Source organism: Phenylobacterium sp. (assembly GCF_031181185.1).
Taxonomy (GTDB): Bacteria; Pseudomonadota; Alphaproteobacteria; order Caulobacterales; family Caulobacteraceae; genus Phenylobacterium.
In genome coordinates, this window is sequence record NZ_JAPSKZ010000018.1 from 1 (window position 1) to 21,881 (window position 21,881).

General features: G+C 68.4%; 16 protein-coding genes and 1 tRNA gene. 11 read left to right on the plus strand and 6 right to left on the minus strand.

All coding sequences use genetic code 11. From position 1 onward, the window contains the following. The 5 genes from RIF93_RS03630 to RIF93_RS03650 all read left to right on the plus strand — a co-directional run. Window positions 1-1,787 (plus strand): glycoside hydrolase family 3 N-terminal domain-containing protein (locus tag RIF93_RS03630; protein ID WP_309088545.1); only part of this gene is annotated, 1,787 nt, incomplete at its 5' end. A 203-nt stretch (window positions 1,788-1,990) separates the two neighbouring features. Beyond that, complete coding sequence (locus tag RIF93_RS03635) at window positions 1,991-5,113, plus strand: TonB-dependent receptor (RefSeq protein ID WP_309088547.1); 3,123 nt, start codon at window positions 1,991-1,993, stop codon at window positions 5,111-5,113. 75 nt (window positions 5,114-5,188) lie between these two features. Beyond that, entirely contained in the window at window positions 5,189-5,914 is a 726-nt protein-coding gene (locus RIF93_RS03640; RefSeq protein WP_309088549.1) for a SapC family protein, read from the plus strand. Beyond that, complete coding sequence (locus RIF93_RS03645; protein WP_309088551.1) at window positions 5,914-6,942, plus strand: cupin-like domain-containing protein; 1,029 nt, start codon at window positions 5,914-5,916, stop codon at window positions 6,940-6,942. Before RIF93_RS03640 ends, RIF93_RS03645 begins: the two co-directional genes overlap by 1 nt. A gap of 23 nt (window positions 6,943-6,965) precedes the next feature. Then, window positions 6,966-8,468, plus strand: coding sequence for a tryptophan 7-halogenase (locus tag RIF93_RS03650; RefSeq protein WP_309088554.1), 1,503 nt, complete (start codon window positions 6,966-6,968; stop codon window positions 8,466-8,468). 10 nt (window positions 8,469-8,478) lie between these two features. On the opposite strand, the gene RIF93_RS03655 is transcribed toward RIF93_RS03650, so the two are convergent. After that, the gene (locus RIF93_RS03655) at window positions 8,479-9,930 is read right to left on the minus strand and encodes a glycosyltransferase (protein ID WP_309088555.1); all 1,452 of its coding nucleotides are present in this window, start codon (window positions 9,928-9,930) and stop codon (window positions 8,479-8,481) included. Window positions 9,931-10,052: 122 nt separating this feature from the next. Between RIF93_RS03655 and RIF93_RS03660 the strand changes: the two genes are divergently transcribed. Continuing rightward, a complete protein-coding gene (locus tag RIF93_RS03660) occupies window positions 10,053-10,811 on the plus strand; it encodes a class I SAM-dependent methyltransferase (protein ID WP_309088556.1) in 759 nt (252 codons plus the stop codon). 16 nt (window positions 10,812-10,827) lie between these two features. On the opposite strand, the gene RIF93_RS03665 is transcribed toward RIF93_RS03660, so the two are convergent. From RIF93_RS03665 to RIF93_RS03685, 5 genes are all read right to left on the minus strand, one after another. After that, window positions 10,828-11,511, minus strand: a complete 684-nt coding sequence (locus RIF93_RS03665) for a class I SAM-dependent methyltransferase (RefSeq protein WP_309088558.1) — start codon at window positions 11,509-11,511, stop codon at window positions 10,828-10,830. A 51-nt stretch (window positions 11,512-11,562) separates the two neighbouring features. Then, on the minus strand, window positions 11,563-12,387 hold the full coding sequence (locus RIF93_RS03670; protein ID WP_309088560.1) for a class I SAM-dependent methyltransferase: 825 nt from the start codon (window positions 12,385-12,387) through the stop codon (window positions 11,563-11,565). 94 nt (window positions 12,388-12,481) lie between these two features. Then, a tRNA-Val gene (locus tag RIF93_RS03675) sits at window positions 12,482-12,556 on the minus strand. A gap of 59 nt (window positions 12,557-12,615) precedes the next feature. Next, window positions 12,616-13,311 (minus strand): phosphoglycolate phosphatase, encoded by a 696-nt coding sequence (gph, locus tag RIF93_RS03680; RefSeq protein WP_309088562.1) that lies wholly within the window; start codon window positions 13,309-13,311, stop codon window positions 12,616-12,618. Further along, entirely contained in the window at window positions 13,301-15,562 is a 2,262-nt protein-coding gene (locus RIF93_RS03685) for a transferrin receptor-like dimerization domain-containing protein (RefSeq protein WP_309088564.1), read from the minus strand. The genes gph and RIF93_RS03685 overlap by 11 nt, the downstream gene beginning before the upstream one ends. 79 nt (window positions 15,563-15,641) lie before the next feature. Between RIF93_RS03685 and glmU the strand changes: the two genes are divergently transcribed. From glmU to RIF93_RS03710, 5 genes are all read left to right on the plus strand, one after another. Next, a complete protein-coding gene (gene glmU / locus RIF93_RS03690; RefSeq protein ID WP_309088566.1) occupies window positions 15,642-17,033 on the plus strand; it encodes a bifunctional UDP-N-acetylglucosamine diphosphorylase/glucosamine-1-phosphate N-acetyltransferase GlmU in 1,392 nt (463 codons plus the stop codon). After that, window positions 17,030-17,716 (plus strand): ribose-5-phosphate isomerase RpiA, encoded by a 687-nt coding sequence (gene rpiA / locus RIF93_RS03695; RefSeq protein WP_309088568.1) that lies wholly within the window; start codon window positions 17,030-17,032, stop codon window positions 17,714-17,716. Before glmU ends, rpiA begins: the two co-directional genes overlap by 4 nt. A 17-nt stretch (window positions 17,717-17,733) precedes the next feature. Further along, complete coding sequence (gene gor / locus RIF93_RS03700) at window positions 17,734-19,122, plus strand: glutathione-disulfide reductase (protein WP_309088570.1); 1,389 nt, start codon at window positions 17,734-17,736, stop codon at window positions 19,120-19,122. Window positions 19,123-19,199: 77 nt separating this feature from the next. Next, window positions 19,200-20,393 carry an O-antigen ligase family protein gene (locus tag RIF93_RS03705; protein ID WP_309088603.1) on the plus strand — a complete coding sequence of 398 codons (1,194 nt, stop codon included), beginning with the start codon at window positions 19,200-19,202 and terminating at the stop codon, window positions 20,391-20,393. Window positions 20,394-20,452: 59 nt separating this feature from the next. Further along, complete coding sequence (locus tag RIF93_RS03710; protein ID WP_309088572.1) at window positions 20,453-21,838, plus strand: class II 3-deoxy-7-phosphoheptulonate synthase; 1,386 nt, start codon at window positions 20,453-20,455, stop codon at window positions 21,836-21,838. Window positions 21,839-21,881 lie beyond the last annotated feature (43 nt).

A 21,881-nucleotide genomic window follows, 5' to 3' on the forward strand; every position in this document is an offset into this window, starting at 1 on the left:
GCCGAGCCGGCCGGGTAGCCGGCTCGGCCAAGCACTTCATCGGCGACGGCGGCACCGAGAACGGCAAGGACCAGGGCGACAACAAGTACAGCGAGGCCGACCTCGCGCGGCTGAACGCGCCCGGCTACGCCGCGGCGATCAACGCCGGCGTCATGACCGTGATGGCCTCGTTCTCCAGCTGGCAGGGCGTGAAGGTCCACGGCAACGAGAGCCTGCTGACCGGCGTGCTGAAGGGGCGCATGGGCTTCGACGGCTTCGTGGTCAGCGACTGGAACGCCCACGGCCAGGTGCCCGGCTGCACGAACGAGAGCTGCCCCCAGGCCATCAAGGCGGGCATCGACATGCTGATGGCCCCGGATAGCTGGAAGGGGCTCTACAAGAACACCCTGGCCCAGGCCCGTTCGGGCGAGATTCCGATGGCGCGGATCGACGACGCCGTGCGCCGGATCCTGCGGGTGAAGATCAAGGCCGGCCTGTTCGGACCGCGACCCCTGGAAGGCAAGCTCGAGAACATCGGCTCGGCCGAGAACCGCGCCATCGCCCGCCAGGCGGTGCGCGAGTCGCTGGTGCTCCTGAAGAACAACGGCGGCGTGCTGCCGATCCGCAGCTCGGCGCGGGTGCTGGTCGCCGGCGACGGGGCCGACAACATCGGCAAGCAGTCGGGCGGCTGGACGCTGAGCTGGCAGGGGACAGGCAACAAGGCGAGCGACTTCCCCGGCGCCCAGTCGATCTGGGCAGGTCTTCGCGAGGCGGTGGAGGCCGGCGGCGGCCAGGCGGAGCTCAGCCCCGACGGCAGCTTCAACACCAAGCCCGACGTGGCGATCGTCGTCTTCGGCGAGGAGCCCTATGCCGAGTTCATGGGCGACCGGCCGCACCTGGAATACCAGCCGGGCGCCAAGACCGATCTGGCGCTGCTGCGCAAGCTGAAGAGCCAGGGCATACCTGTCGTCGCCGTGTTCCTGTCGGGCCGGCCGATGTGGGTGAATCCCGAGCTGAACGCGGCGGACGCCTTCGTGGCGGCCTGGTTGCCGGGCAGCGAGGGCGGCGGCGTGGCCGACGTGCTGATCGGCGACGCCCGCGGCAAGGCGCGACACGACTTCCGCGGCAAGCTCTCGTTCTCCTGGCCCAAGCTGGCCAGCCAGACGTCGCTGAACCGGGGCGATGCGAAGTACGACCCGCTGTTCGCCTACGGCTACGGACTGACCTATCGCGACCGACGTGAGATCGGCCGGCTCTCCGAAGACTCGGGTGTGAAGGCCGAGACCGTCAACGCGGACCGCTTCTTCGTCAACGGCGCGCTGGCCAGCCCCTGGCGGTTGCAGCTGAAGGACGCCGCTGGCGAAGTCGACGCAGGGCCCACGACGACGGCGAGCCCCGGCGGAGCCGTGACGCTGAGCGCCGTGGACACGGCCGCCCAGCAGGGCGCCGGCCGCAAGCTGACCTGGACCCGGCCGGGTGAGGCGAGGGTGGTCGGCCCGCCCGTCGACCTCAGCCGCCAGGCCAACGGCGACGTGACCCTGCTCATGACCTACCGCGTCGACCAGCGCCCGAGCGCGCCGGTGCGGCTGGGCGTGGGCGCGACCGCCCTGCCGATCGAAGGCGTGCTGAACGGCGCGCCGTCCGGCGAGTGGCGGACAGTGAAGTTCAAGCTGGCCTGCTTCCGGCAAGGCGGGGAGGACCTGACGGCGGTGGCTTCGCCGGTCTCGTTCGCCACGGCCGGTCGGCTGGGCCTGTCCATCGGCGAACTGCGGCTCGCGCCGAACCAGAACGACGGCGTCTGCCCTTAGCGGTTGTGGCGGAGGCGCCGCAGTCGAAAGTCAGTTGGTGAAACATCAGTACGCGTATTGACCGATCTGGAGTAGAACTGGTACCGCTAACGTAACATGTTCTGCAGTATTCGGCGGCCTGCATCGCGGTATGCGGCCGGCGGGATGCTGCGTCGTAAAATCACGAGATCTTCTCTCGCGCAAAAACATCAGGGGGGATACCCATGAATCGGCTCAACAGCTTGCGTACGTCTGCTTCCTTCATTGCGCTGTCAGCCGCTGTGCTCGCGGCGGGCCACGCCAGCGCGCAGTCGCCTGCGCCGGGCACGGAAGTGGATGAAATCGTCGTCACCGGGTTCCGGGCGTCGATCGAGGAAGCCATCGACATCAAGCGCAGCCAGAGCGGCGTCGTCGATGCGATCGTCGCCGAGGACATCGGCAAGTTCCCGGACACCAACCTCGCCGAATCCCTGCAGCGGATCCCGGGCGTCGCCATCGATCGGCGGAACGGCGAAGGCGAGGAGGTGACCGTCCGCGGCTTCGGCGGCGGCTTCAACCTGGTGACCCTGAACGGCCGCACGATGCCGACGGCGAACGTGCAGACGGTGGGCGGCGACCAGAACGCGGACTTCGCCGGCGGCACCAGCCGCTCGTTCGACTTCTCGAACCTGGCCTCGGAAGGCGTGGGCGCCCTGGAGGTCTACAAGACCGGCCGCGCCGCCATCCCGTCGGGCGGCATCGGGGCTTCGATCAACGTGCGGACCCGCCGCCCGCTGGACGCCGAGGAGGGCCTGAGCGGCTCGATCGGCGTGAAGGCGCTGTACGACACCAGCGTCGAGGAGAGCCAGCGCGACGCCACCAAGATCACGCCGGAAGTCTCGGGCCTGGTGAACTGGACGGACCCGAACGACGTGTTCGGCGTCACCGTGTTCGGCAGCTACCAGAAGCGGAACTTCACGACCCGATCCTCGACCGTCAACGACTGGAACATCCGCCGCTATTCGGACTTCCTGAACCCCTCGAACGGCTTCGTCCGGAACAATAACGGCACCCAGATCACCAACGGGCCGACGGATCCGAACACGCTGGTCGCGATCCCGAACGACAGCCGCTACCACCTGTCGGAAGGCCAGCGCGAGCGGATGAACGGCCAGGTGACCCTGCAGTGGCAGCCGGTCGAGAGCGTCGTCATCACGGCGGATGCGCTGTACGCCCGCAACAAGGCCAACGAGCACCGGAGCGACCAGGGCAACTGGTTCAACCGCCCGTTCGACCGCGTCACCTTCGACGACAACCCGGTCGTGGCCACCGCCGTCTTCCTGAGCGAGACGCTGAGCGGCACCAAGGACGCCGGGTTCGAGCAGCAGTACCGGGCGAACACCGACACGCTGGAGTCCTACGCGCTGAACGGCTCCTGGGAGGTCAACGAGCGCCTGACCCTGTCGCTGGACGGCCACATCTCGCGGGCCAACAGCAAGCCCGGCGCTCGGAATGGCGCGAGCTCGACGATGCTGTCGATGGGCGCCCCGGTCATCGCCGCGCACTCGGTCGACTTCACGGGCACGATCCCGGTGCAGAGCATTACCGTCAACGACGCGGCCCCGCGCGGAAACGGCAACGGCAGGCTGGACGCCGGCGACCTGGGCAGCCAGGTGGCGCGCACGTTCTCGCAACGACAGTCGCAGGAGATCAAGGAGCTCCGCTTCGACGGCGCCTGGGACCTCGACGACTCGGGCAGCCGCTTCGAATTCGGCGCGAACTACCGCGACTCCGAGATGCGGCAGTCCAACATCAACACCCAGCAGGACCTGGGCAGCTGGGGCATCTCGAATCCCCGGGACATCTCGCAGTACGCGGGCAACCTGGTTCAGGAGTTCTGCCTGGCCTGCGCGTTCAACGAGCTGGATCCGGGCCAGAGCGGCTCGGGGCTGATCGCCTTCCGGGGCGATCCGCTCGCGCTGTATGACGCCCTTTCGGCCGCCTACCTGGCGCGCGGCAACCCGATCAGCATCACGGGCCAGAACGACAACCGCGTGCAGGAGAAGATCCTCGCCGCCTACGGCCAGCTGACCTGGAAGGGCGAGATCGCCGACCGGCCGGCCAGCATGGTCGCCGGCATCCGCTACGAGCGGACCAAGGTGGACTCCACCTCGCTGATCCGGACGCCGCGGGCGGTGGTCTGGACCGCCGACAACGACTTCAGCGTCGCGACCACGGCGACGTTCGAGCCGATCGAAGGCTCGGGCAAGTACAACAACCTGCTGCCCTCCCTGGACTTCCAGATCGAGGTCATGGACGACGTGGTGGCGCGCGCCTCGTTCAGCCGCACCATCGCGCGGCCCGACTACGGCAACCTGTTCGCAGCCGTGACCGCCCAGGCGCCCAACCGGCCGATCGCCAACGGGGCCGTTCCGCTGGGCACCGCGGGGAACCCTGACCTCGAGCCGCTGATCTCGGACAACTTCGACGTCTCGCTGGAGTGGTACTACAAGCCGGGCAGCTTCGTTTCGGCGGCGCTGTTCGAGAAGCGGGTGAACAACTTCGTCGGCACCGGCACGGTGATGCGCAACCTGTTCGGCCTGCGCGACCCGAGCTCGGGTCAGGCGGGCACCCGTTCCGGCCAGGCGCGGCAGCTTCTCACGGACGTGGGCGCCGACCAGACCGACGTGAACCTGTTCACGGCCACGGCCCTGATCATCCAGAACGCCGGCAACGTGGCCGCGGCCCAGTCCCAGTTCCAGGCCAACCGCCAGACGCTTCCGGGCGGCGGCCTGGGCGACCTGAACCAGGCGTTCGTCGACCAGATCCTGGCCTCGATGGACATCGAGGCGAACGCCAGCGACCCGCTGTTCAACTTCCAGGTGGCGCAGCCGATCAACAACCGCTCGGCCAAGATCTGGGGCTTCGAAGTCGCCGGGACCCACTTCTTCGGGGAGACGGGCTTCGGGATCGCCGGCGCCTACACCTTCGTCGACGGCGATATCGGCTTCGACATCGGCGCCGATCCGGGCCAGGACCAGTTCGCCTTGCTGGGGCTCAGCGACACGGCCAACGTGACGCTGATCTACGAGAAGTACGGCTTCTCGGCCCGTGTGGCCTGGAACTGGCGCGACAAGTTCCTGGCGGCGACCAACCGCGGCGGCTCGCGCAACCCGGTGTTCGTCGAGGCCTTCGACCAGGTGGACCTGAACGTCAGCTACGACGTGAACGAGAACATCGCGGTCTCATTCGAAGGTATCAACCTCTTCAAGGAGCACCTGCGGACCCACGCACGCGACGAGGACCAGCTGTGGTTCGCGCAGGAACTGGACACGCGCTACCTTCTGGGGGTGCGGTACAAGTTCTAGTCTGGCTAGGAGTTGGGCCGGCAAGACGGGAGGCCGCTGTTCGCAGCGGCCTCTTTCCGCTGGGGCGAGCGTGCGATGACGAACAGGGTGCTGCTGAACAACGTGGACCACGCGGAGCTCCGCGTGATCACCCGTCGCGGCCCCGAGTTCGGCGACGCGGTGAACCAGGTGCTGGTCTTCCCCACCGAATTCGACGCGCTGCAGCGGGAATACCCGATCCTGTTCCGCAAGGACGCCGACGGCAAGTACCAGGCCGTGGCGCTGCTGGGCCTGGACCGGGACGAGAACCTCTACCTCGAAGGCGCCCGTTGGAACGCCCGCTACATCCCGGCCTCGCAAGAGCGGGGGCCGTTCTCGATCGCGCTGCAGGACGCGGGTCCCGGCGGCGAGGGCGGCCAGCCGATGATCCACATCGACCTGGACCACCCGCGGGTCAGCCGCACCGAGGGCGAGCCGCTGTTCCTGCCGGCCGGCGGCAATGCGCCCTACCTGCAGCACGTCGCGCGGCTCCTGGGCACGCTCTACGATGGGCTGGAGGTGAACGGCCCCTTCTTCGCCGCCTTCGACGAGCTGGGGCTGATCGAGCCGGTGGCGCTGGAGGTGAAGCTGAACGACCGCGAGGCCTACGACCTGCCCGACGTCTACATGATCTCGCACGAGCGCCTGGCGGCGCTGCCCGGCGCCGAGCTCGAGCGGCTGAACCAGTCGGGGCTGCTGCGGGCGGCATACGCGGTGCTCTCGTCGCTGGGCAACATGGCCTGGCTGGTGGAGGCCAAGAACCGCAAGCTGGCGGGGCTGTGATGGAAGGCGCGCGTCGCGTCGAGGCCCTAACCGGGGCGCGGCCCGCCGACATCCGGATCAACGATCTGGTGCGCGAGCAGAAGCCGGTGGTCTTCAAGGGACTGGCGCGCGACTGGCCGCTGGTCCGCCAGGGCCTGCAGTCGGCCCGCGCCGCGATGGCCTATCTGAAGGGCTATGACGCCGGCCATCCGGTGACCGCCTATGAGGGCCCGCCCGAGATCAAGGGCCGGTTCCACTACGATCCGGCGATGACCGGCCTGAACTTCCGCACCGCGCGGCTGGGCCTGGGGGCCTTCTTGGACCGGCTGGCCGAAACCTTGGACGAGGACGACCCGCCGTCGCTCTACATCGGCTCGACCGACGTGGACGGCTATCTGCCCGGGCTCCGGGCGGAGAACGACCTGGGGCTGGATCCCGCCGCGTTCGAGCCGCAGCCGCCGCTGGTGAGCATCTGGATCGGCAACCGCACGACGGCGGCGGCCCACTACGACATGTCGAACAACATCGCCTGCTGCGTGGCGGGCCGCCGGCGGTTCACGCTGTTCCCGCCCGAGCAGATCGAGAACCTGTATCCCGGGCCGCTGGAGCCGACGCCGGGCGGGCAGGTGGTGAGTCTGGTGGACTTCGAGCGGCCGGACTTCGACCGCCATCCCCGGTTCCGCGAGGCCCTCGCCGCGGCGCAGGTGGCCGAGCTCGAGCCCGGCGACGTGCTGATCTATCCGGCGCTGTGGTGGCACCAGGTCGAGGCGCTGGAGCCGTTCAACATCCTGGTGAACTACTGGTGGAACGCCGCGCCGGCGTTCATGGACACGCCGCAGACGACGCTGCTGCACGCGCTGCTCAGCCTCCGCGATCGCCCGGCGCACGAGAAGGCCGGCTGGAAGGCCCTGTTCAACTATTACGTCTTCGGCCCGGCCGAGCGGCCTGCCGCGCACCTGCCGCCGGCGGCGCAAGGGCCGCTGGGCCCCCTGGACGAGCTCCGCGCCCGGCGGCTGCGGGCCCAACTGCTCAATCGCCTGAACCGTTAACCGCGCAACGCGGGGGGAAACGCATGCAAGACCAGATCGTGAAGAAGGTGGTGGTCGCCGGGGGCGGCTCGGCCGGATGGATGGCGGCGGCGGCGCTGTCCACTCAGCTGGGAGGGCTGCTCGACATCACCCTCGTGGAGTCCGACGCCATCGGCATCGTGGGCGTGGGCGAATCCACCATCCCGACGGCGCGGACGTTCGTGCACCTCCTGGGGCTCGACGAGCGCGAGTTCATGCGCGAGACGGGCGCCACGTTCAAACTGGGCATCCTGTTCGAGAACTGGGGCGAGGTCGGCGACCGCTACATCCACTCCTTCGGCCAGGTCGGCAAATCGACCCTGATGGCGCATTTCCACCACATGTGGATGCAGGCGAAGGACCAGGGCTTCGGCGGCGACCTTGGAGACTACTGCCTGGAGCTTCGCGCCTCGGAGGAGGGCAAGTTCTACATGGCCGAGAACTTCCCCATGAACTACGCCTACCACATCGACGCGACGCGCTTCGGCCAGTACCTGCGCCGGCGCTGCGAGAACAAGGGCGTGCGCCGCGTGGAGGGCAAGATCCGTGAGGTGCAGCAGCACCCCGAGAGCGGCCACATCACCGCGCTGGTCCTGGAATCGGGCGAGCGGGTCGAGGGCGACCTCTTCATCGACTGCACCGGCTTCCGCGCGCTCCTGATCGAGCAGACTCTGAAGGCGGGCTTCGAGGACTGGGGCCAGTGGCTGCCGAACGACCGCGCCATCGCCTGCCAGACGCGCACGACGCAGCCGCCGCTGCCGCTCACCCGGGCCACGGCGCATACGGCGGGCTGGCAATGGGGCATCCCGCTGCAGCACCGCGAAGGCAACGGCTGGGTCTACAGCAGCGAGTTCATGTCGGAGGACGAGGCGACCGCGACCTTCCTGAGCCAGCTGAAGGGCGAGAAGCTGACCGATCCCTGGAAGCTCCAGTTCCGGCCCGGCCGTCGCAAGAAGGCCTGGGACAAGAACTGCGTCTCGATCGGCCTGGCCGCTGGCTTCATCGAGCCTCTGGAGGCGACCTCGCTGCACATGATCATGATCGCGGTGACGCGGCTCTTGCAGCTGTTCCCGTTCCACGGCGTGAACGATGCGCTTCAGAACCGCTTCAACTTCCTGGCCAACCAGGAGATCGAGCGCATCCGCGACTTCATCATCCTGCACTACAACGCGACCGAGCGGACGGACACGCCGTACTGGAACCGCTGCCGGACGATGGAGATTCCCGCGTCGCTGAAGGAGCGGATCGACCTCTTCCGCGAGACCGCCCAGGTCTATCACATCCCCGGCGAGCTGTTCCTGATCGACTCGTGGCTGCAGGTGATGCTGGGCCAACGCATCCGGCCGAAGACCCACCACCTGATGGGGGCGCTGATGCCGCCGGAGCAGCTGGAGATGGCGCTCGCCGACCTGAAGCGCAACATCGACGGGGCGGTGGCCAAGCTGCCCAGCCACCAGGCCTTCATCGACCAGTACGCGCCCGTGCCGCGGGAGGCGGCTCCGGCGTGAATGCGCCGCCTTAGCGGAGTGCGCTTATCGCCTCGCGCAGGCCTGGCAAGCGGTCACAGATCTCACGCTGCAGCGCATCCCGCCGAGCCCAGAGCTCTAGATACCAGTCGCGACGACGACCGATCTGGTCGGCGAACATGCGGCGGTCTCGGACTTCCTGCCACGCCCGCCTGGCCATCTCGCGGCGCTTGCCGGGATCGCGAAGCGCCCTGGCGAGGAGCGGCGCCCATTGCTCGCGGCTGCGGGCGATCAGCCCGTTCTCCCCGTGCCGCACCACATCGGCGTAGACGAGGGGGGAAGCGATGATCAGCGCCCCGCTCTGGGCCGCGTCTAAAAACTTGGCGTCGCTCTTCGCCTCGTGCGCTGGACCGCCGGACAAGGGCGAGAGCGTAACGGTGCAAGTCCGCATCAGCTCGAGGTAGCGTTCGTACGGCATGTACGACTCGAGCCGCTTGCGGCGCGTTGGCAAGGCGTCGAACACGGCCTGGTCGCCGACGACTACGAACTCGGTGTCGGGGAACTGGCGTATCGCCGGCGTGAGCGAGCGCGCTACCTCCACGGCAAACGGTCCGCGCGTGACGGCGCCGTAGAAGACCCGTCGCGGCCGGTCGCCTTCGGGAAACGGCGGAAGGTCGAACACCGAATTGGGGAAGACGGCCACCTCTGGGTTGTGCCGCAAGAACGCCTCGGCAAGCTTCTCCGTAGACACTTGGACGGCGGCCATCCCCCGAGCGATATTCCATGTCTGCTCGCTCGAAGCGACGCCCGTGACGGCCGCCACAAGCTCGGGGTGATCGTCGTACTCCAGAACCGGAAGCCAGCCGGCGGCGAGGGTAGGCGCCAGCCATTGACGCAGTGCCTGCAAAGAATAGGCGCCCGGGCGCTGGCAGATCACGATCCTGGGGGTCCGATCAGGCAGGTCCGGCAGGTTGAACGGCGCCGTGCGGAAATGGGCGACGATCCGCGGATCCGTATCGAGTTGCGTCGTGGGCAGCCGCGTGCGGATGTCTAGGAGCTTGGGGGCGAACGCCCAGAACTCGACGTGTAAGCGCCCGTGGCGGGCGTCGGCCGCGTCTTGCGCGATCCACACCGGCTGTGTTTCGGTGCCTCGGGTCTTCACGACCGTGAACCCGCGCGCCGCCAGCTGCGCGGATGGCTTTTCCCCGTGGGCCCCCCCGGCGATGGCCAGGGCTCCGCCCGCCGCCAGACGAACGCTGGCGAGAAGGTCTTCGAGGGGCGCGCCTGGTCCGAGCACGACCAGATCGACCAGAGCGTCGTCCTGTGCTTCGCCCGCGAAGTACTGGACGGGCGCGTTGGGATTGCGACGGCCATACGCGGCCAGGAACCCTTCGAAATTGTCTCCGGCGTAGAGGACGCGGCGCGCCGTGAGCGGGGCGGCTTGGGCCAGGCGGAGCTCAGCAGCGTCGGTTGCATCGCTGCGCGTCGAAGGACCGCGCCTCAAGATTGTGACTCCAAATGGGTGCGGCGAGGCGAATCGCCCAACGAGAGGCTAACATCTGTCGGCTGCGGTGACATTGGCGACCGGCTTTGCGCGCACGCGGGCGGCGGTGCTAAGCAGAGACCATGTCGAGCCCTCCGCAATCCTCCCTGCTCAATCCCCTGTACCAAAGCTTTCTGCGCGGGGCGAAAGGCCGGCCCCCCATCGACAAGCTCCATCATTACTTCGATGTCTATCATAAGCACCTCGACGGCTTCCGCGGCCGGGCGCCGACCATACTCGAGATCGGCGTGCAGAATGGCGGGGCGCTGCACATGTGGAAGGACTACTTCGGTGAGGGCGCACGGGTCTTCGGGGTTGACGTGGACCCGGCGTGTGAACATCGCGGCCCGCCAGACTCGAAGGTGTTCATCGGCAGTCAAGCCGATCCTGACTTCCTGCGCCGTGTCGTTGCCGAGACCGGGCCGTTGGATGTCGTGATCGACGACGGCGGGCACACCGCCAATCAGATGATCGTCAGCTTCGAGACGCTCTACCCCCACATGAAGTCGCCGGGCGTGTACCTAGTCGAGGACGTCTGCACCCAATTCTGGGGCGGTGGTTGGCTGGACGACCCGCAGGGACGGACGTTCATCGACTACGCCCGCGATCTAGTCTCCGTGCTCCATGAGTGGACAGGCAAGCGCTCGAACTTCGGAGCGCTGCGAACCCCGCCTCACCAGCGAGCCGCCCCACTGCCGGCGTCGGACCTTTGCCGCGCCACCTTCTCGGTCTGCTTCTACGACAGCATCGTGGTGATCGTGCGCCGGAACCGGCCGGAACCCTGGATCGAGTTGAGGATCCAAGATCCTGAGATCTCCCCGGCGCCCCCGCGGGGCGGGTGACCCTAAGGCCGGCGCATTAGATCGGCCGTAGGCGATCTTTGAGGTAATTCTGTAGCGCCCTAAGCGCGCGCTGGTCCTCGGTGAGCTGCTGCTGGTGAGTAATCTCCCGCGCGCCGTGCAGCCGCCCGTTGGAGTAGTCCTTGATGCGGGGAAGGATCCGGTTGGGGTGCGCGTCCAGCTTCGTGGAGTCTTTCAGGAAAACGGCGACGTAGTCGTTGAGATACCCGCCCGCCTGATCGGAGGTGTAGGATTCCAGTTCGATGACGTCATAGCCCTGCCGAACCGCCCAGCGGGCGAGGGCGCTGCCTGCGTCGGGGTAGAAGCGCCAGCAATCGACCGGATAGCCGTGTACTGGGCCGTTGGACGGAGCGTTCAGATAGAAAAGCCCGCCAGGCTTGAGTATGCGGATGGCCTCCAAGAACGTTAGCCAGAAGAACTCGGAGTGCTCGAAACAGGAGCTGCTTACGACAACATCGATGCTCTCGTCCTCGAGAGGAAACGCGTAGGGATCCTCAAGGACGATGTCGACGCCCTTGGCTTTGGCGAAGTCGAGCCCGATGTACTTCACGCCGACAAACTGATCCCGGATAGACCCGTTCACGTTCTGAGATCCGATCTCGACCACCGTCACTTCCCCCAGAGGTCGAACATAAGCGTCGAAGAAGAGCTTGGCGTTCGTGATCGCCGTGCGGTGAACCATTTTGTGGAGCCTTATTTGGCGCGGATGCGGAGGGGCTGCTTCGCCCGAGCTTCAAGCCCGAATGTAAAGGGAGAGATCAAACTCGTGGAGCAACGTCTCGGCCGCGACCGGTCGGTTCACGGTCCAGTATGTCTCGAAACTATCAGGCGTAAACTGGAGGTCTCGGTAGCGATCGATGATCTGGAAGTAGCGCTCGTAGAGCACGGTTGAGTCCGGGTCGAGGTTGCTGACCATGATGCTGCCGGTTGGGCGGACGTCCACGGGGGTGATGCGCAGTTCGGGACGCAGTTCCCGCAGTATCGAGACCACCTTCCAGACGTCGCCCGTCCACCACTGCGCCACGGCCTGATCTCGCCGTTGCTCGGGCCGATGCGTCCGCTCCGTCATCTCAATGTTTGGAGGAAGGCAGTCGTCGAGCAGGATGACGGACCGTCGATCACAGGTCCGTTCGGTGTTGATGAAGTCCCGCAGCAAGTACTCGAAGAGGTGGAGCCCATCGAGGAAGGCGACGTCCACCGAGCCGCGGAACACATCGCGCGGATCGTGGTCTCGGAAGAACTCGTCGCTCGTCATCTGATAAAGGTGCAGCACCCGCTTCCTGCCAAGCGGATCGTGCTTAAGGGTGAAGTTCGGATCGACGCCGATGGAGTGGCATTCCGCCTTGGCGAGGGTCGCGCCGTCGCGCACGCCGATCTCAAGATAGTTCCTCGCGCCCTTTTTCCGCAGGAGTTCGGCGATGAAGTCGCGATAGGTGGTCGCGCCCAGCGTCTTGCGCGAGGCGGCCGCCGCGGGCTCTTGGCTGGGATTCGCTTGGCTCATCCAATCCGTCTCTGTGTTGCTAGTCCCGCCAACACCGGGCCGGACGAAGGCTGCCATCGCTACCGACAAGTTGCGGCCGCGGCTAGTCCCCAGCCGGGCACGGCACAGCCCGAGGCTTGAGAACATTCGTCTTTCGAACTTCGGCGAAGGATGGTGGATGCGACAGGGATTGAACCTGTGACCCCCTCGGTGTGAACGAGGTGCTCTCCCGCTGAGCTACGCATCCGCCGAAGCGCGACCGTCGAGATCAGGTCGCGCGGGAGGTGGGGCGTATAGCCGGAAGGCTTACGCCTCGCAAGCGCCGAGCAGCCTTTCGCAGGCGTTCGGCAACTCGTCGAAGTGGTGGATCAGGATGTCGGGATCGAGCTCGGCCGCCGGCGTCTCGGTGTAGCCGAAGCTGACCAGGATCAGGCCCGCGCCGGCGGCCCGCGCGGCGCCGGCGTCGGTGGCCGCGTCGCCCACCATGATCGTACGGGCCATGTCGCCGCCGACGGCGTCCACGGCGGCGGCCAGGTGTCTCGGGTCGGGCTTGATGGCGGGGGCGGCGTCGGCGCCTACGACCACCTCGAAGCGGTCGGCGATTCCCAGCGCGCCCAGCAGCGAGGCCGAGAGGCCGGTAAGCTTGTTGGTGCAGACGCAGAGCTTCGCGCCCCGGGCCTTCAGCGAATCCAGGGCTTCGACGCAGCCGGGATAGGGCCGGCTCTCGTCGGCGATGCGTTCGAGATAGCGGGCGATGAAGCGGTCGAAGAGGACGGGGACACGGGCTTCGTCCAGCGGCGCGCCGGCCTCGGCGAAGCCGCGCTGGATCAGCCAGCGCGCGCCCTTGCCGATGAACGGCCGGGCCTCGTCGAGCGGGAACGGCCGGACGCCTTCGGCCACCAGCAGCTCGTTCAGCGTGCCGATCAGGTCGGGCGCGGTGTCGACCAGCGTGCCGTCGAGGTCGAAAGCGATCACCGCGCCCTGCAGGTCCTTAGCCGCCATTGATCACCGCGGTCGCCTGGTCCAGCCCCTGGGCGTAGTCGGTCAAGGCCTCGGCGGTCAGGCCGACGTAGGTGCGGGCGTCGTCGAAGCGCCGCTCTTCGATGGCCTCGCGGATGCCGGGCAGGGTCTTGGCGCCGTAGCCGGTGAAGCGGCCGGGCGCATAGATCATGTTCCGGTACCAGGGCCGGTGCGGCAGGCCCTTCTCGCGCAGCAGGCGCTGCTCCAGCGTGAGCGTGATCGCGTCGAGCCGCCTGCGCTGGGCGGGTGTCAGCGCGTCGCCCTTGGCGGCCAGGGCCCGATCGAAGGCCTCGGCGCTGGCCTTCAGCCGGACCACGGCCTGGTCCATCGGCGCGAAATCGAGGGCGGGCGAGGGGGCGAAGGCCGCGGGATCGCCGCGCGACTGGGTCGGGTCGTCGGCCAGCTTGTAGGCGCCGGCGGCCAGCAGCTTGGCCTGGACGGCGGCCTCGTCGCGCTTGGCGGCGTCCAGCCGCTTCACCTCGTCGAGGTAGCCGGCGACGGTGTGGGCGAAGTCGCCGTAGCGCTGCACCGGACGGTCCGCGTCGGCGATGCGGATCACCAGGCGTCCGATGGTGTCGGCCAGGGCGCCCGCATAGACGTGGCCCGGGTCGACGAACCGGCTGTGGTGCTCATAGGTGTCGTAGGCCGAGTGATAGACCCCGCCGGACTCGCCTTCGCCGCCGTAGCTGACGTTCAGGGCAGGCAGGCCCAGGTGCTGCAGGAAGGCGGAATAGTCTGAGCCCGAGCCCAGCGGGCCGATGGGCAGGTCCTTGGCGGGATCCAGCGCAATTTTTGCGACGCTCCGGGCCTGTTCGGACGCGCCCGGCGCGGTTCCGTTCACGGCGTATCGCGCGCGCAGCCGGTCGCGGACCGAGACGCCGGTCTGCGGGTCCTTCACGTCGGCGGCGACCTGGTTGACCAGGTGCTGGAAGGCGTGGCTGCCGTCCACGTCCAGGAAGCCCCGGGCGTTGGAGTCGGAGTTGATGTAGATCACCGCCTTCTTCTTCAGCTCGGCGGCGTGCTGTTCGGCCCATTCGGTGGAGCCCAGCAGCATGGGCTCCTCGGCGTCCCAGCTGGCATAGACGATCGTGCGCTTCGGCCTCCAGCCGGCCTTCTTCAGGTCGCCAAGCGCCTTGGCCTCGCCCATCATGGCCACGTGGCCCGAGATCGGGTCGGTGGCGCCGAACACCCAGCCGTCGCGGTGGTTGCCGCGGACCACCCACTCGTCCGGCTTCTCCGAGCCCTTCAGCTTGGCGATGACGTTGTAGGCCGGCTTGGGCGTCCACTCGGACTTCACCTTCAGGCGCACCTGACCGCCGTTGCCGCCCACGTGGTAGGTGATCGGCAGGCCGCCGCGGAACGAGGCCGGCGCGACCGGGCCATCCAGGGACTTCAGCAGCACCTGGGCGTCGCCGTAGGAGATCGGCAGCGTCGGGATCTTCAGGATGGTCGGCGACTGTTCGCGCGGCGTCCGCTTCGCGTTCTTCGTCGCGCCATAGCCGATGGTCGTGGGATCGCCCGGCGCATAGGTCATGTCGGCCACGGAACCGCGCTGGAAGCCGGTGGGTGGGCGCGCGGCGCCTTTCGGATAGACGTCGTCGGCGGAATAACCGTCGTCGCGCGGGTCGGAATAGATGATGGCCCCCACCGCGCCGTGCTCCTGGGCCAGCTTGGGCTTCAGGCCGCGCCAGCCCTGGCCGTAGCGAGCGATGACGATCTTGCCCTTCACCGACACGCCCATGCGCTCCAGCGCGTCGTAGTCGGCGGGCATGCCGTAGTTGACGTAGACCAGTGGTGCGGTGACCTCGCCGTCGCCCTGGAAGGCGACGTAGGCGGGCAGGGCGTCCTGCTGGCGGGTGCTGCTCTCGTCGCCGGGAACGGCCGGCTCGGTGAGCGTGGCCTTGAACGGCGCGCCGGGCCCGCTGACCAGCTCAAGCCCCACCTCCTGCGGCGTGGGATACAGAACCCAGAACGTTTCGATCTTCGCGTCCCAGCCCCAGTCCTTGAACTGCTTCAAGGTCATTTCGGCGTTCGCCTTGTTGTGCGGCGCGCCCACGTGGATCGGCAGGGCGGACATGGTCTTCAGCCAGCCGCCCATCTCGGCGGGGTTCAGCTGCGCCTTGAACCGCTCTTCCAATGCGAGGTCCGGCGCAGCCTGGACGGCCGGCGCGACGGACAGGGCTGCGACCGCGCAGGCGGCCAGCAGGCTCGTGAAACGCTGGGACGATGTCATGGAAGCTCCCCCGATGGAGGCGGGACGCTAGCCCGGTGTCGCGCCGGACCACAAGGCTTGCTAAGGCGTTTCGGCGTCCGTGACTCAGAGCCTGACCAGGAGCCTTCGCCGCATGACCGCCAGAGCCGCCGTGATCCTGGCCGCCGGACAGGGCACGCGCATGAAGTCGCCGATCCCAAAGGTGCTGCACAAGGTGGGCGGGCGCAGCCACCTGGACCGCATGATCGACACCGTGCAGGCGACGGGCTGCGAGCGCATAGTCGTCGTCGTCGGCACGCATAGCCCTTCGGTGCGCGAGGCCGTGGAGAAGCGGCTGGGCGCCGCCGCCGTCGCGGTCCAGACGGAGCCGCTGGGCACGGCCCACGCCGTGCTCGCCGCCAAGGACAACCTGGCCGATTTCGACGGCGACGTGCTGATCACCTACGCCGACGCCCCGCTGCTGTCGGCCACCGACCTCGCGCCGCTGTTCGAACTGCGCGCCAAGGGCGTCGACCTGGCCATGCTGACCTTCGAGCCCGCGGACCCGCTGCTGTACGGCCGCGTGATCAAGGGCGCGGACGGCCACGTCATCCGCATCGTCGAGGCGCGCGACGCCACGCCCGAGGAGCGGGCGGTGAAGACCTGCAACGCCGGCATGATGGCCGCCGACCGGGCCCGGCTGTTCGGCTGGCTGTCGCAGGTCGGCAACGACAACGCCAAGGGCGAATACTACCTCACCGACATTGTCGGCATCGCCGTGCACGAGGGCGGCCTGGTCCGCGCCCATTCCGCGCCCGAGACGGCGGTGATGGGCTGCGATACGCCCGCCCAGCTCGCCCAGGCCGAGGCGATCTGGCAGCAGCGCCGGCGGGCCCACTTCCTGGCCGAGGGGGTGACGATGCTGGCGCCGGAGACGGCGCACTTCTCGTGGGACACCGAGATCGAGCCCGGGGTCACGATCGAACAGTTCGTGGTCTTCGGCCCGGGCGTGAAGGTGGAGAGCGGCGCGGTGATCCGCGCCTTCAGCCATCTGGAGGGCGCGGTGGTCCGGTCGGGCGCCCTGGTCGGCCCCTATGCCCGGCTGCGGCCCGGCGCCGACATCGGACCCGACGCCCATATCGGCAACTTCGTCGAGGTGAAGAACGTGACGGTGGGCGCGGGCGCCAAGGCCAACCACCTGTCCTACCTGGGCGACGGTTCGGTGGGCGCGGGCGCGAACATCGGGGCCGGCACGATCTTCTGCAACTACGATGGCTTCTTCAAATACCGGACCGAGGTGGGCGAGTACGCGTTCATCGGCTCGAACACCGCCCTCGTGGCGCCGGTGAAGGTGGGAGCGGGCGCCATGACCGGCTCGGGCTCGGTGATCACCCGCGACGTGCCGGACGACGCGCTCGCCCTCGAGCGCAGCACGCAAGCGGACAAGGCCGGCTGGGCCAGGGCCTTCCGCGAGAAGAAGTCGGCCGAGAAAGCAGCAGCGAAGAAGAAATGAGCGACGCAGACGCGCAGAAGCAGGCCGTCGGCGAAGCCGCCGCGGCCCTGGTCGAGGACGGCATGGTGGTGGGGCTGGGCACCGGCTCCACGGCCGCCTGGTTCGTGAAGGCGCTGGCGGCGCGCAAGCTGGACATCGTGGGCGTGGCGACCTCGCAGGCCACCGCCGAGCTTGCCACGAGCCTGGGCATGAAGATCGCCGAGCTGGGCGAGACCCGCGAAATCGACCTGACCGTCGACGGGGCGGACGAGATCGGGCCCGGCCTGTCGCTCATCAAGGGCGGCGGCGCGGCCCTGCTGCGCGAGAAGCTCGTCTGGGAAGCTTCGAAGCGCTGCGTCGTGATCGCCGACGCCGCCAAGGTGGTGACCACGCTCGGCAAGTTCGCCCTGCCGATCGAGGTTGTCGCCTTCGGGCACAAGACCACCTCGCTCAGGATCTGCGACGCGCTCGCCGAATGCGACATCGGCATCGCGCCCCGCCTGCGCCTGAAGGACGGCCAGCCGGTGAGAACCGACGGCGGCAACCTTATCTATGACGCAGCCTGCGGGCGGATCGAGGAGCCGGCGGCGCTCGCCGCGGCGCTGAAGAGCGTCACCGGGGTCGTGGACCACGGCCTGTTCCTCGACCTGGCCGACCAGGCCTTGATCGGCGGGCCCGACGGCGTACGCACGCTCGAGCCCTGAAGCGAAGGAACTCCGACTTGGCGGGATACGACTACGACCTCTTCGTGATCGGCGCGGGCTCGGGCGGTGTGCGCGCCGCGCGCGTGGCGGCGCTTTCGGGCGCACGGGTGCTGGTGGCCGAGGAGCACCGCGTCGGCGGCACCTGCGTTATCCGCGGCTGCGTGCCGAAGAAGTTCATGGTCTACGCCTCGGAGTTCGCCCACGGCTTCAAGCTGGCCGAAGGCTACGGCTGGAGCGTGGAGAACGCCCGCTTCGACTGGCCCACGTTCCTGCGCGAAAAGGACAAGGAGATCGGCCGTCTGTCGGGCATCTATGTCCGCAACCTGCAGAACGCCGGCGCCGAGCTCGTGCACGGCAAGGCGCGGCTCGTGGACCGTCACACCGTCGAGGTGGAGGGCCGCGGGCGGGTCACCGCCGAGAAGATCCTGATCGCCACGGGCGGGCGGCCCTGGATGCCCAAGGACCTGGCCGGGATCGAGCACGCCATCACCTCCAACGAGGCGTTCCACATCGAGCAACTGCCGAAGCGGATCGTCATCGCCGGCGGGGGCTACATCGCCGTCGAGTTCGCCTGCATCTTCAACGGCCTGGGCGTGGACACGACCCTGGTGCATCGCGGCCCGAACATCCTGCGCGGCTTCGACGACGACGTGCGCTCGCACGTGGCCGAGGAGATGGAGAAGCGCGGCATCAAGGTGCTCCTGGGCACCCAGCACGCGGCCATCGAGAAGACGCCGACCGGGCTGGTCAGCCGCCTGACCAACGGCATGTCGCCGTGCGAGAGCGACCTGGTGCTCTTCGCGCTGGGCCGCGAACCCTATGTCGAAGGTCTCGGCCTCGAAGCCGCGGGCGTCGAGCTGGACGAGCGCGGCGCTGTGAAGGTGGACGACTACTCCCGCACCAACGTCGACAACATCTGGGCCGTGGGCGACGTCACGGACCGCATCAACCTGACGCCGGTCGCGATCCGCGAGGGCCACGCCTTCGCCGACACCGAGTTCAACAAGCGGCCGACGCGCTTCGACCACGAGATGGTGGCCTCGGCGGTGTTCTCGCAGCCGCCGATCGGTTCGGTGGGCCTGTCCGAGGCGGAGGCGCGGCACACCCACGGCGGCAAGGTGGACATCTACCTCTCGCGCTTCCGGCCGATGAAATACACCTTCGTCGGCCTGGACGAGCGGTGCCTGATTAAGCTGGTGGTGGAGCAGGGGAGCGAGAAAATCTTGGGCTGCCATGTCGTCAGTCCCGACGCGCCCGAGATCATCCAGATGGCCGCGATCGCGCTGAAGATGGGCGTAACCAAGCCGCAGTGGGACTCCACCTGCGCCGTGCACCCGACGCTGGCCGAGGAGCTGGTGACGATGCGCGAGAAGCACACGCCGCCGGCGCTGGGCCAGGTCGCTTGATCCTGCGTCACCAAGACGGATCGCGGCCTGTCCCTCGAAGCGCGTCCGGCCGACTGGAGGCCTGGTGCGGCTGGGTGATGATCGGCGCCGCGGTGTTGGCGATCCCGATCGCCTGGCTGGGCCCGCTGGCGTTCGCGCCGCTGATGGGCCTCGCGGGGCTCTTGTGCCTGCCGGCGCTGCGGCTGGAGGACGAGGACCGGCCGGTCGCGGTGATGCTGTTTGCAGGGCTCGTCTGGGCCGGCATGGCCGCCTCGTGGAGCCCGCATCGGCCTGACGAGCTGGAGGACAGCATCGCCCTGAAGCTCGCGCTGCAACTGCCGCTCTACTGGGCCGCCTGGTGCGGCGCGCGCCGCGCCGATCCCTTTCTGCGCCGGCGTGCGCTGAGTATCCTCGCCTGGGGGCTGGCGGCCGTGGGCGCGGTCATGGTGGTCGAGGCGCTCACCGGCGGCGCGGTCTATCAGGCCATCCGGGCGGCGATCGGCGATCCCGCCAGGCCGGACCTGGCGCGCAAGAACCTGGCCCAGGCGAGCTTCGGCATGGCGCTGCTGTGGCCGGTGGTCGCGGCGGGCGGCATGCGCGCGGGCCAGCCGTGGTGGCTGGCCGCACCCATGGCGATCGGCGCGGGCCTGCTGGCCTTCCTGTTCCTGTCCGACGCTCCCGTGCTGGCGGTGGGCCTGAGCGTGTTCGTGGGCGTGGTCGTGCTCAATCTGCCGCGATCGGGCCCGAAGGCGCTGGCGCTCGCCGCGGCGGCCTTCTTCCTGCTGACCCCGGCCGCCCTGCTGGGCCTGCGCAGCCTGCTGCGCGCCCTGCAGATGACGATCACGCCGCCGGACTCCTGGGCCCAGCGGCTGGGCTACTGGAGCCATTCGCTGGACGCCATCGCCGTCCACCCGATCCGCGGCTGGGGCCTGGACGCGAGCCGCGCCTTCAGCCCCGAGATCATCCTGCACCCGCACAACGGCGCCCTTCAGGTCTGGCTGGAGCTGGGCGTCCCGGGCGCGGTCTGCGCGGCGCTCTTCTGGGCCTTCCTGCTGCGGCGGCTGAGCCGCGAGCGCGCGGACCTCGCCGCCACCGCGGCCTGCGCCTCGGCGGCGGTCTATCTGCTGTTCGGAGCCATCAACTTCGGGATCTGGCAGGAGTGGTGGCTGGGCCTCGGCGCGCTGGCCTGCGTGATCGTCGGCCTGATGAGCGGGGAGAATCCTGCCCCGCAGACCGGTGAAATTCGCCGCACCGCAGCAAAAACGTCGACCGCGGCGGCCTTCTCGGGGTAGAAGCCCGCTTCCGCCGCGGGGGCCGGAACCCCACGTATTGCGGCGCGGAGTATGGAGCGATGACCGAACACTGGACGCCTGCATCCTGGAGAGGGAAACCCGCCAAGCACGTGCCGACCGACTATCCGGATCCGGCCGCGCTTTCGCAGGTGGAACAGACCCTTCGCAAGATGCCGCCGCTGGTGTTTGCGGGCGAGGCGCGCCGTCTGAAGAGCCTGCTGGGCGAGGTGTCGGAAGGCCGCGCGTTCCTTCTGCAGGGCGGCGACTGCGCCGAGAGCTTCAAGGAATTCCACGCGGACAACATCCGCGACCTGTTCCGCCTGATCCTGCAGATGGCGGTCGTGCTGACCTTCGCGGGCGGCAAGCCGGTGGTGAAGGTCGGCCGCATGGCCGGCCAGTTCGGCAAGCCCCGCTCGTCCCCGGTGGAGAAGATCGGGGACGTGGAGCTGCCCAGCTACCGTGGCGACAACATCAACGGCATGGAGTTCACGCCCGAGGCGCGGATCCCCGATCCGCAGCGGCTGATCCAGGCCTATGGCCAGTCGTCGGCGACCCTGAACCTGCTGCGCGCCTTCGCGGGCGGCGGCTATGCCGACCTCTACAACATCCACCGGTGGACCCTGGGCTTCGTCAACGACAGCCCGCAGGGCGCGCGCTACCGCGAATTGTCGGAGAAGATCTCGGAGTCGCTGACCTTCATGGCGGCGATCGGAGTCACGCCCGAGACCCATCCCGAGATGCACCGGGTGGAGTTCTTCACCAGCCACGAGGGCCTGCTGCTGGGCTACGAGGAAGCCATGACCCGGGTCGATAGCACCTCGGGCGAGTGGTACGACACCTCGGCCCACCTGCTGTGGATCGGCGAGCGCACGCGCCAGCTTGACCACGCGCACGTCGAGTTCTTCCGCGGCATCAAGAACCCCATCGGCCTGAAGGTCGGCCCGACCCTGGAGCCGGACGAGCTGCTGCGCCTGATCGACGTTCTGAATCCGAAGAACGAGGCGGGCCGGCTGACGCTCTACGGCCGCTTCGGCTACGACAAGATCGAGGACCGGCTGCCGCGCCTGCTGCGGGCCACCAAGGCCAGCGGCCGCAACGTGGTCTGGGCGATCGATCCGATGCACGGCAACACCCTGACGGCGAACTCCGGCTACAAGACCCGCCCGTTCGACCGGATCCTGTCGGAGGTCCGCAGCTTCATCGACACCTGCAAGGCCGAAGGGGTCCACCCCGGCGGCGTGCACCTGGAGATGACCGGCCAGAACGTCACCGAATGCCTGGGCGGCGCCCGCGCGCTGACCGAGGGCGACCTGGCCGACCGCTACCACACGCACTGCGACCCGCGCCTGAACGGTGAGCAGGCGCTGGAGCTGGCCTTCCTGGTGGCCGAGAAGCTGAAGGAAGACCGGGTGGACCTGTCTAAGCGGGCGGCGGTCAACATCTGACCGCCGTGGCCTTGCGGCCACGCTTCAGCACAGACGATCGACG

Excerpts from the sequence above, each read along its gene's own strand:
- RIF93_RS03635 (WP_309088547.1), top strand. The coding sequence starts at position 1,991 with ATGAATCGGCTCAACAGCTTGCGTACGTCTGCTTCCTTCATTGCGCTG.
- RIF93_RS03640 (WP_309088549.1), top strand. The coding sequence starts at position 5,189 with ATGACGAACAGGGTGCTGCTGAACAACGTGGACCACGCGGAGCTCCGC.
- RIF93_RS03645 (WP_309088551.1), top strand. The coding sequence starts at position 5,914 with ATGGAAGGCGCGCGTCGCGTCGAGGCCCTAACCGGGGCGCGGCCCGCC.
- RIF93_RS03650 (WP_309088554.1), top strand. The coding sequence starts at position 6,966 with ATGCAAGACCAGATCGTGAAGAAGGTGGTGGTCGCCGGGGGCGGCTCG.
- RIF93_RS03660 (WP_309088556.1), top strand. The coding sequence starts at position 10,053 with ATGTCGAGCCCTCCGCAATCCTCCCTGCTCAATCCCCTGTACCAAAGC.
- RIF93_RS03665 (WP_309088558.1), bottom strand. The coding sequence starts at position 11,511 with ATGGTTCACCGCACGGCGATCACGAACGCCAAGCTCTTCTTCGACGCT.
- RIF93_RS03670 (WP_309088560.1), bottom strand. The coding sequence starts at position 12,387 with ATGGCAGCCTTCGTCCGGCCCGGTGTTGGCGGGACTAGCAACACAGAG.
- gph (WP_309088562.1), bottom strand. The coding sequence starts at position 13,311 with ATGGCGGCTAAGGACCTGCAGGGCGCGGTGATCGCTTTCGACCTCGAC.
- RIF93_RS03685 (WP_309088564.1), bottom strand. The coding sequence starts at position 15,562 with ATGACATCGTCCCAGCGTTTCACGAGCCTGCTGGCCGCCTGCGCGGTC.
- rpiA (WP_309088568.1), top strand. The coding sequence starts at position 17,030 with ATGAGCGACGCAGACGCGCAGAAGCAGGCCGTCGGCGAAGCCGCCGCG.
- RIF93_RS03705 (WP_309088603.1), top strand. The coding sequence starts at position 19,200 with ATGATCGGCGCCGCGGTGTTGGCGATCCCGATCGCCTGGCTGGGCCCG.
- RIF93_RS03710 (WP_309088572.1), top strand. The coding sequence starts at position 20,453 with ATGACCGAACACTGGACGCCTGCATCCTGGAGAGGGAAACCCGCCAAG.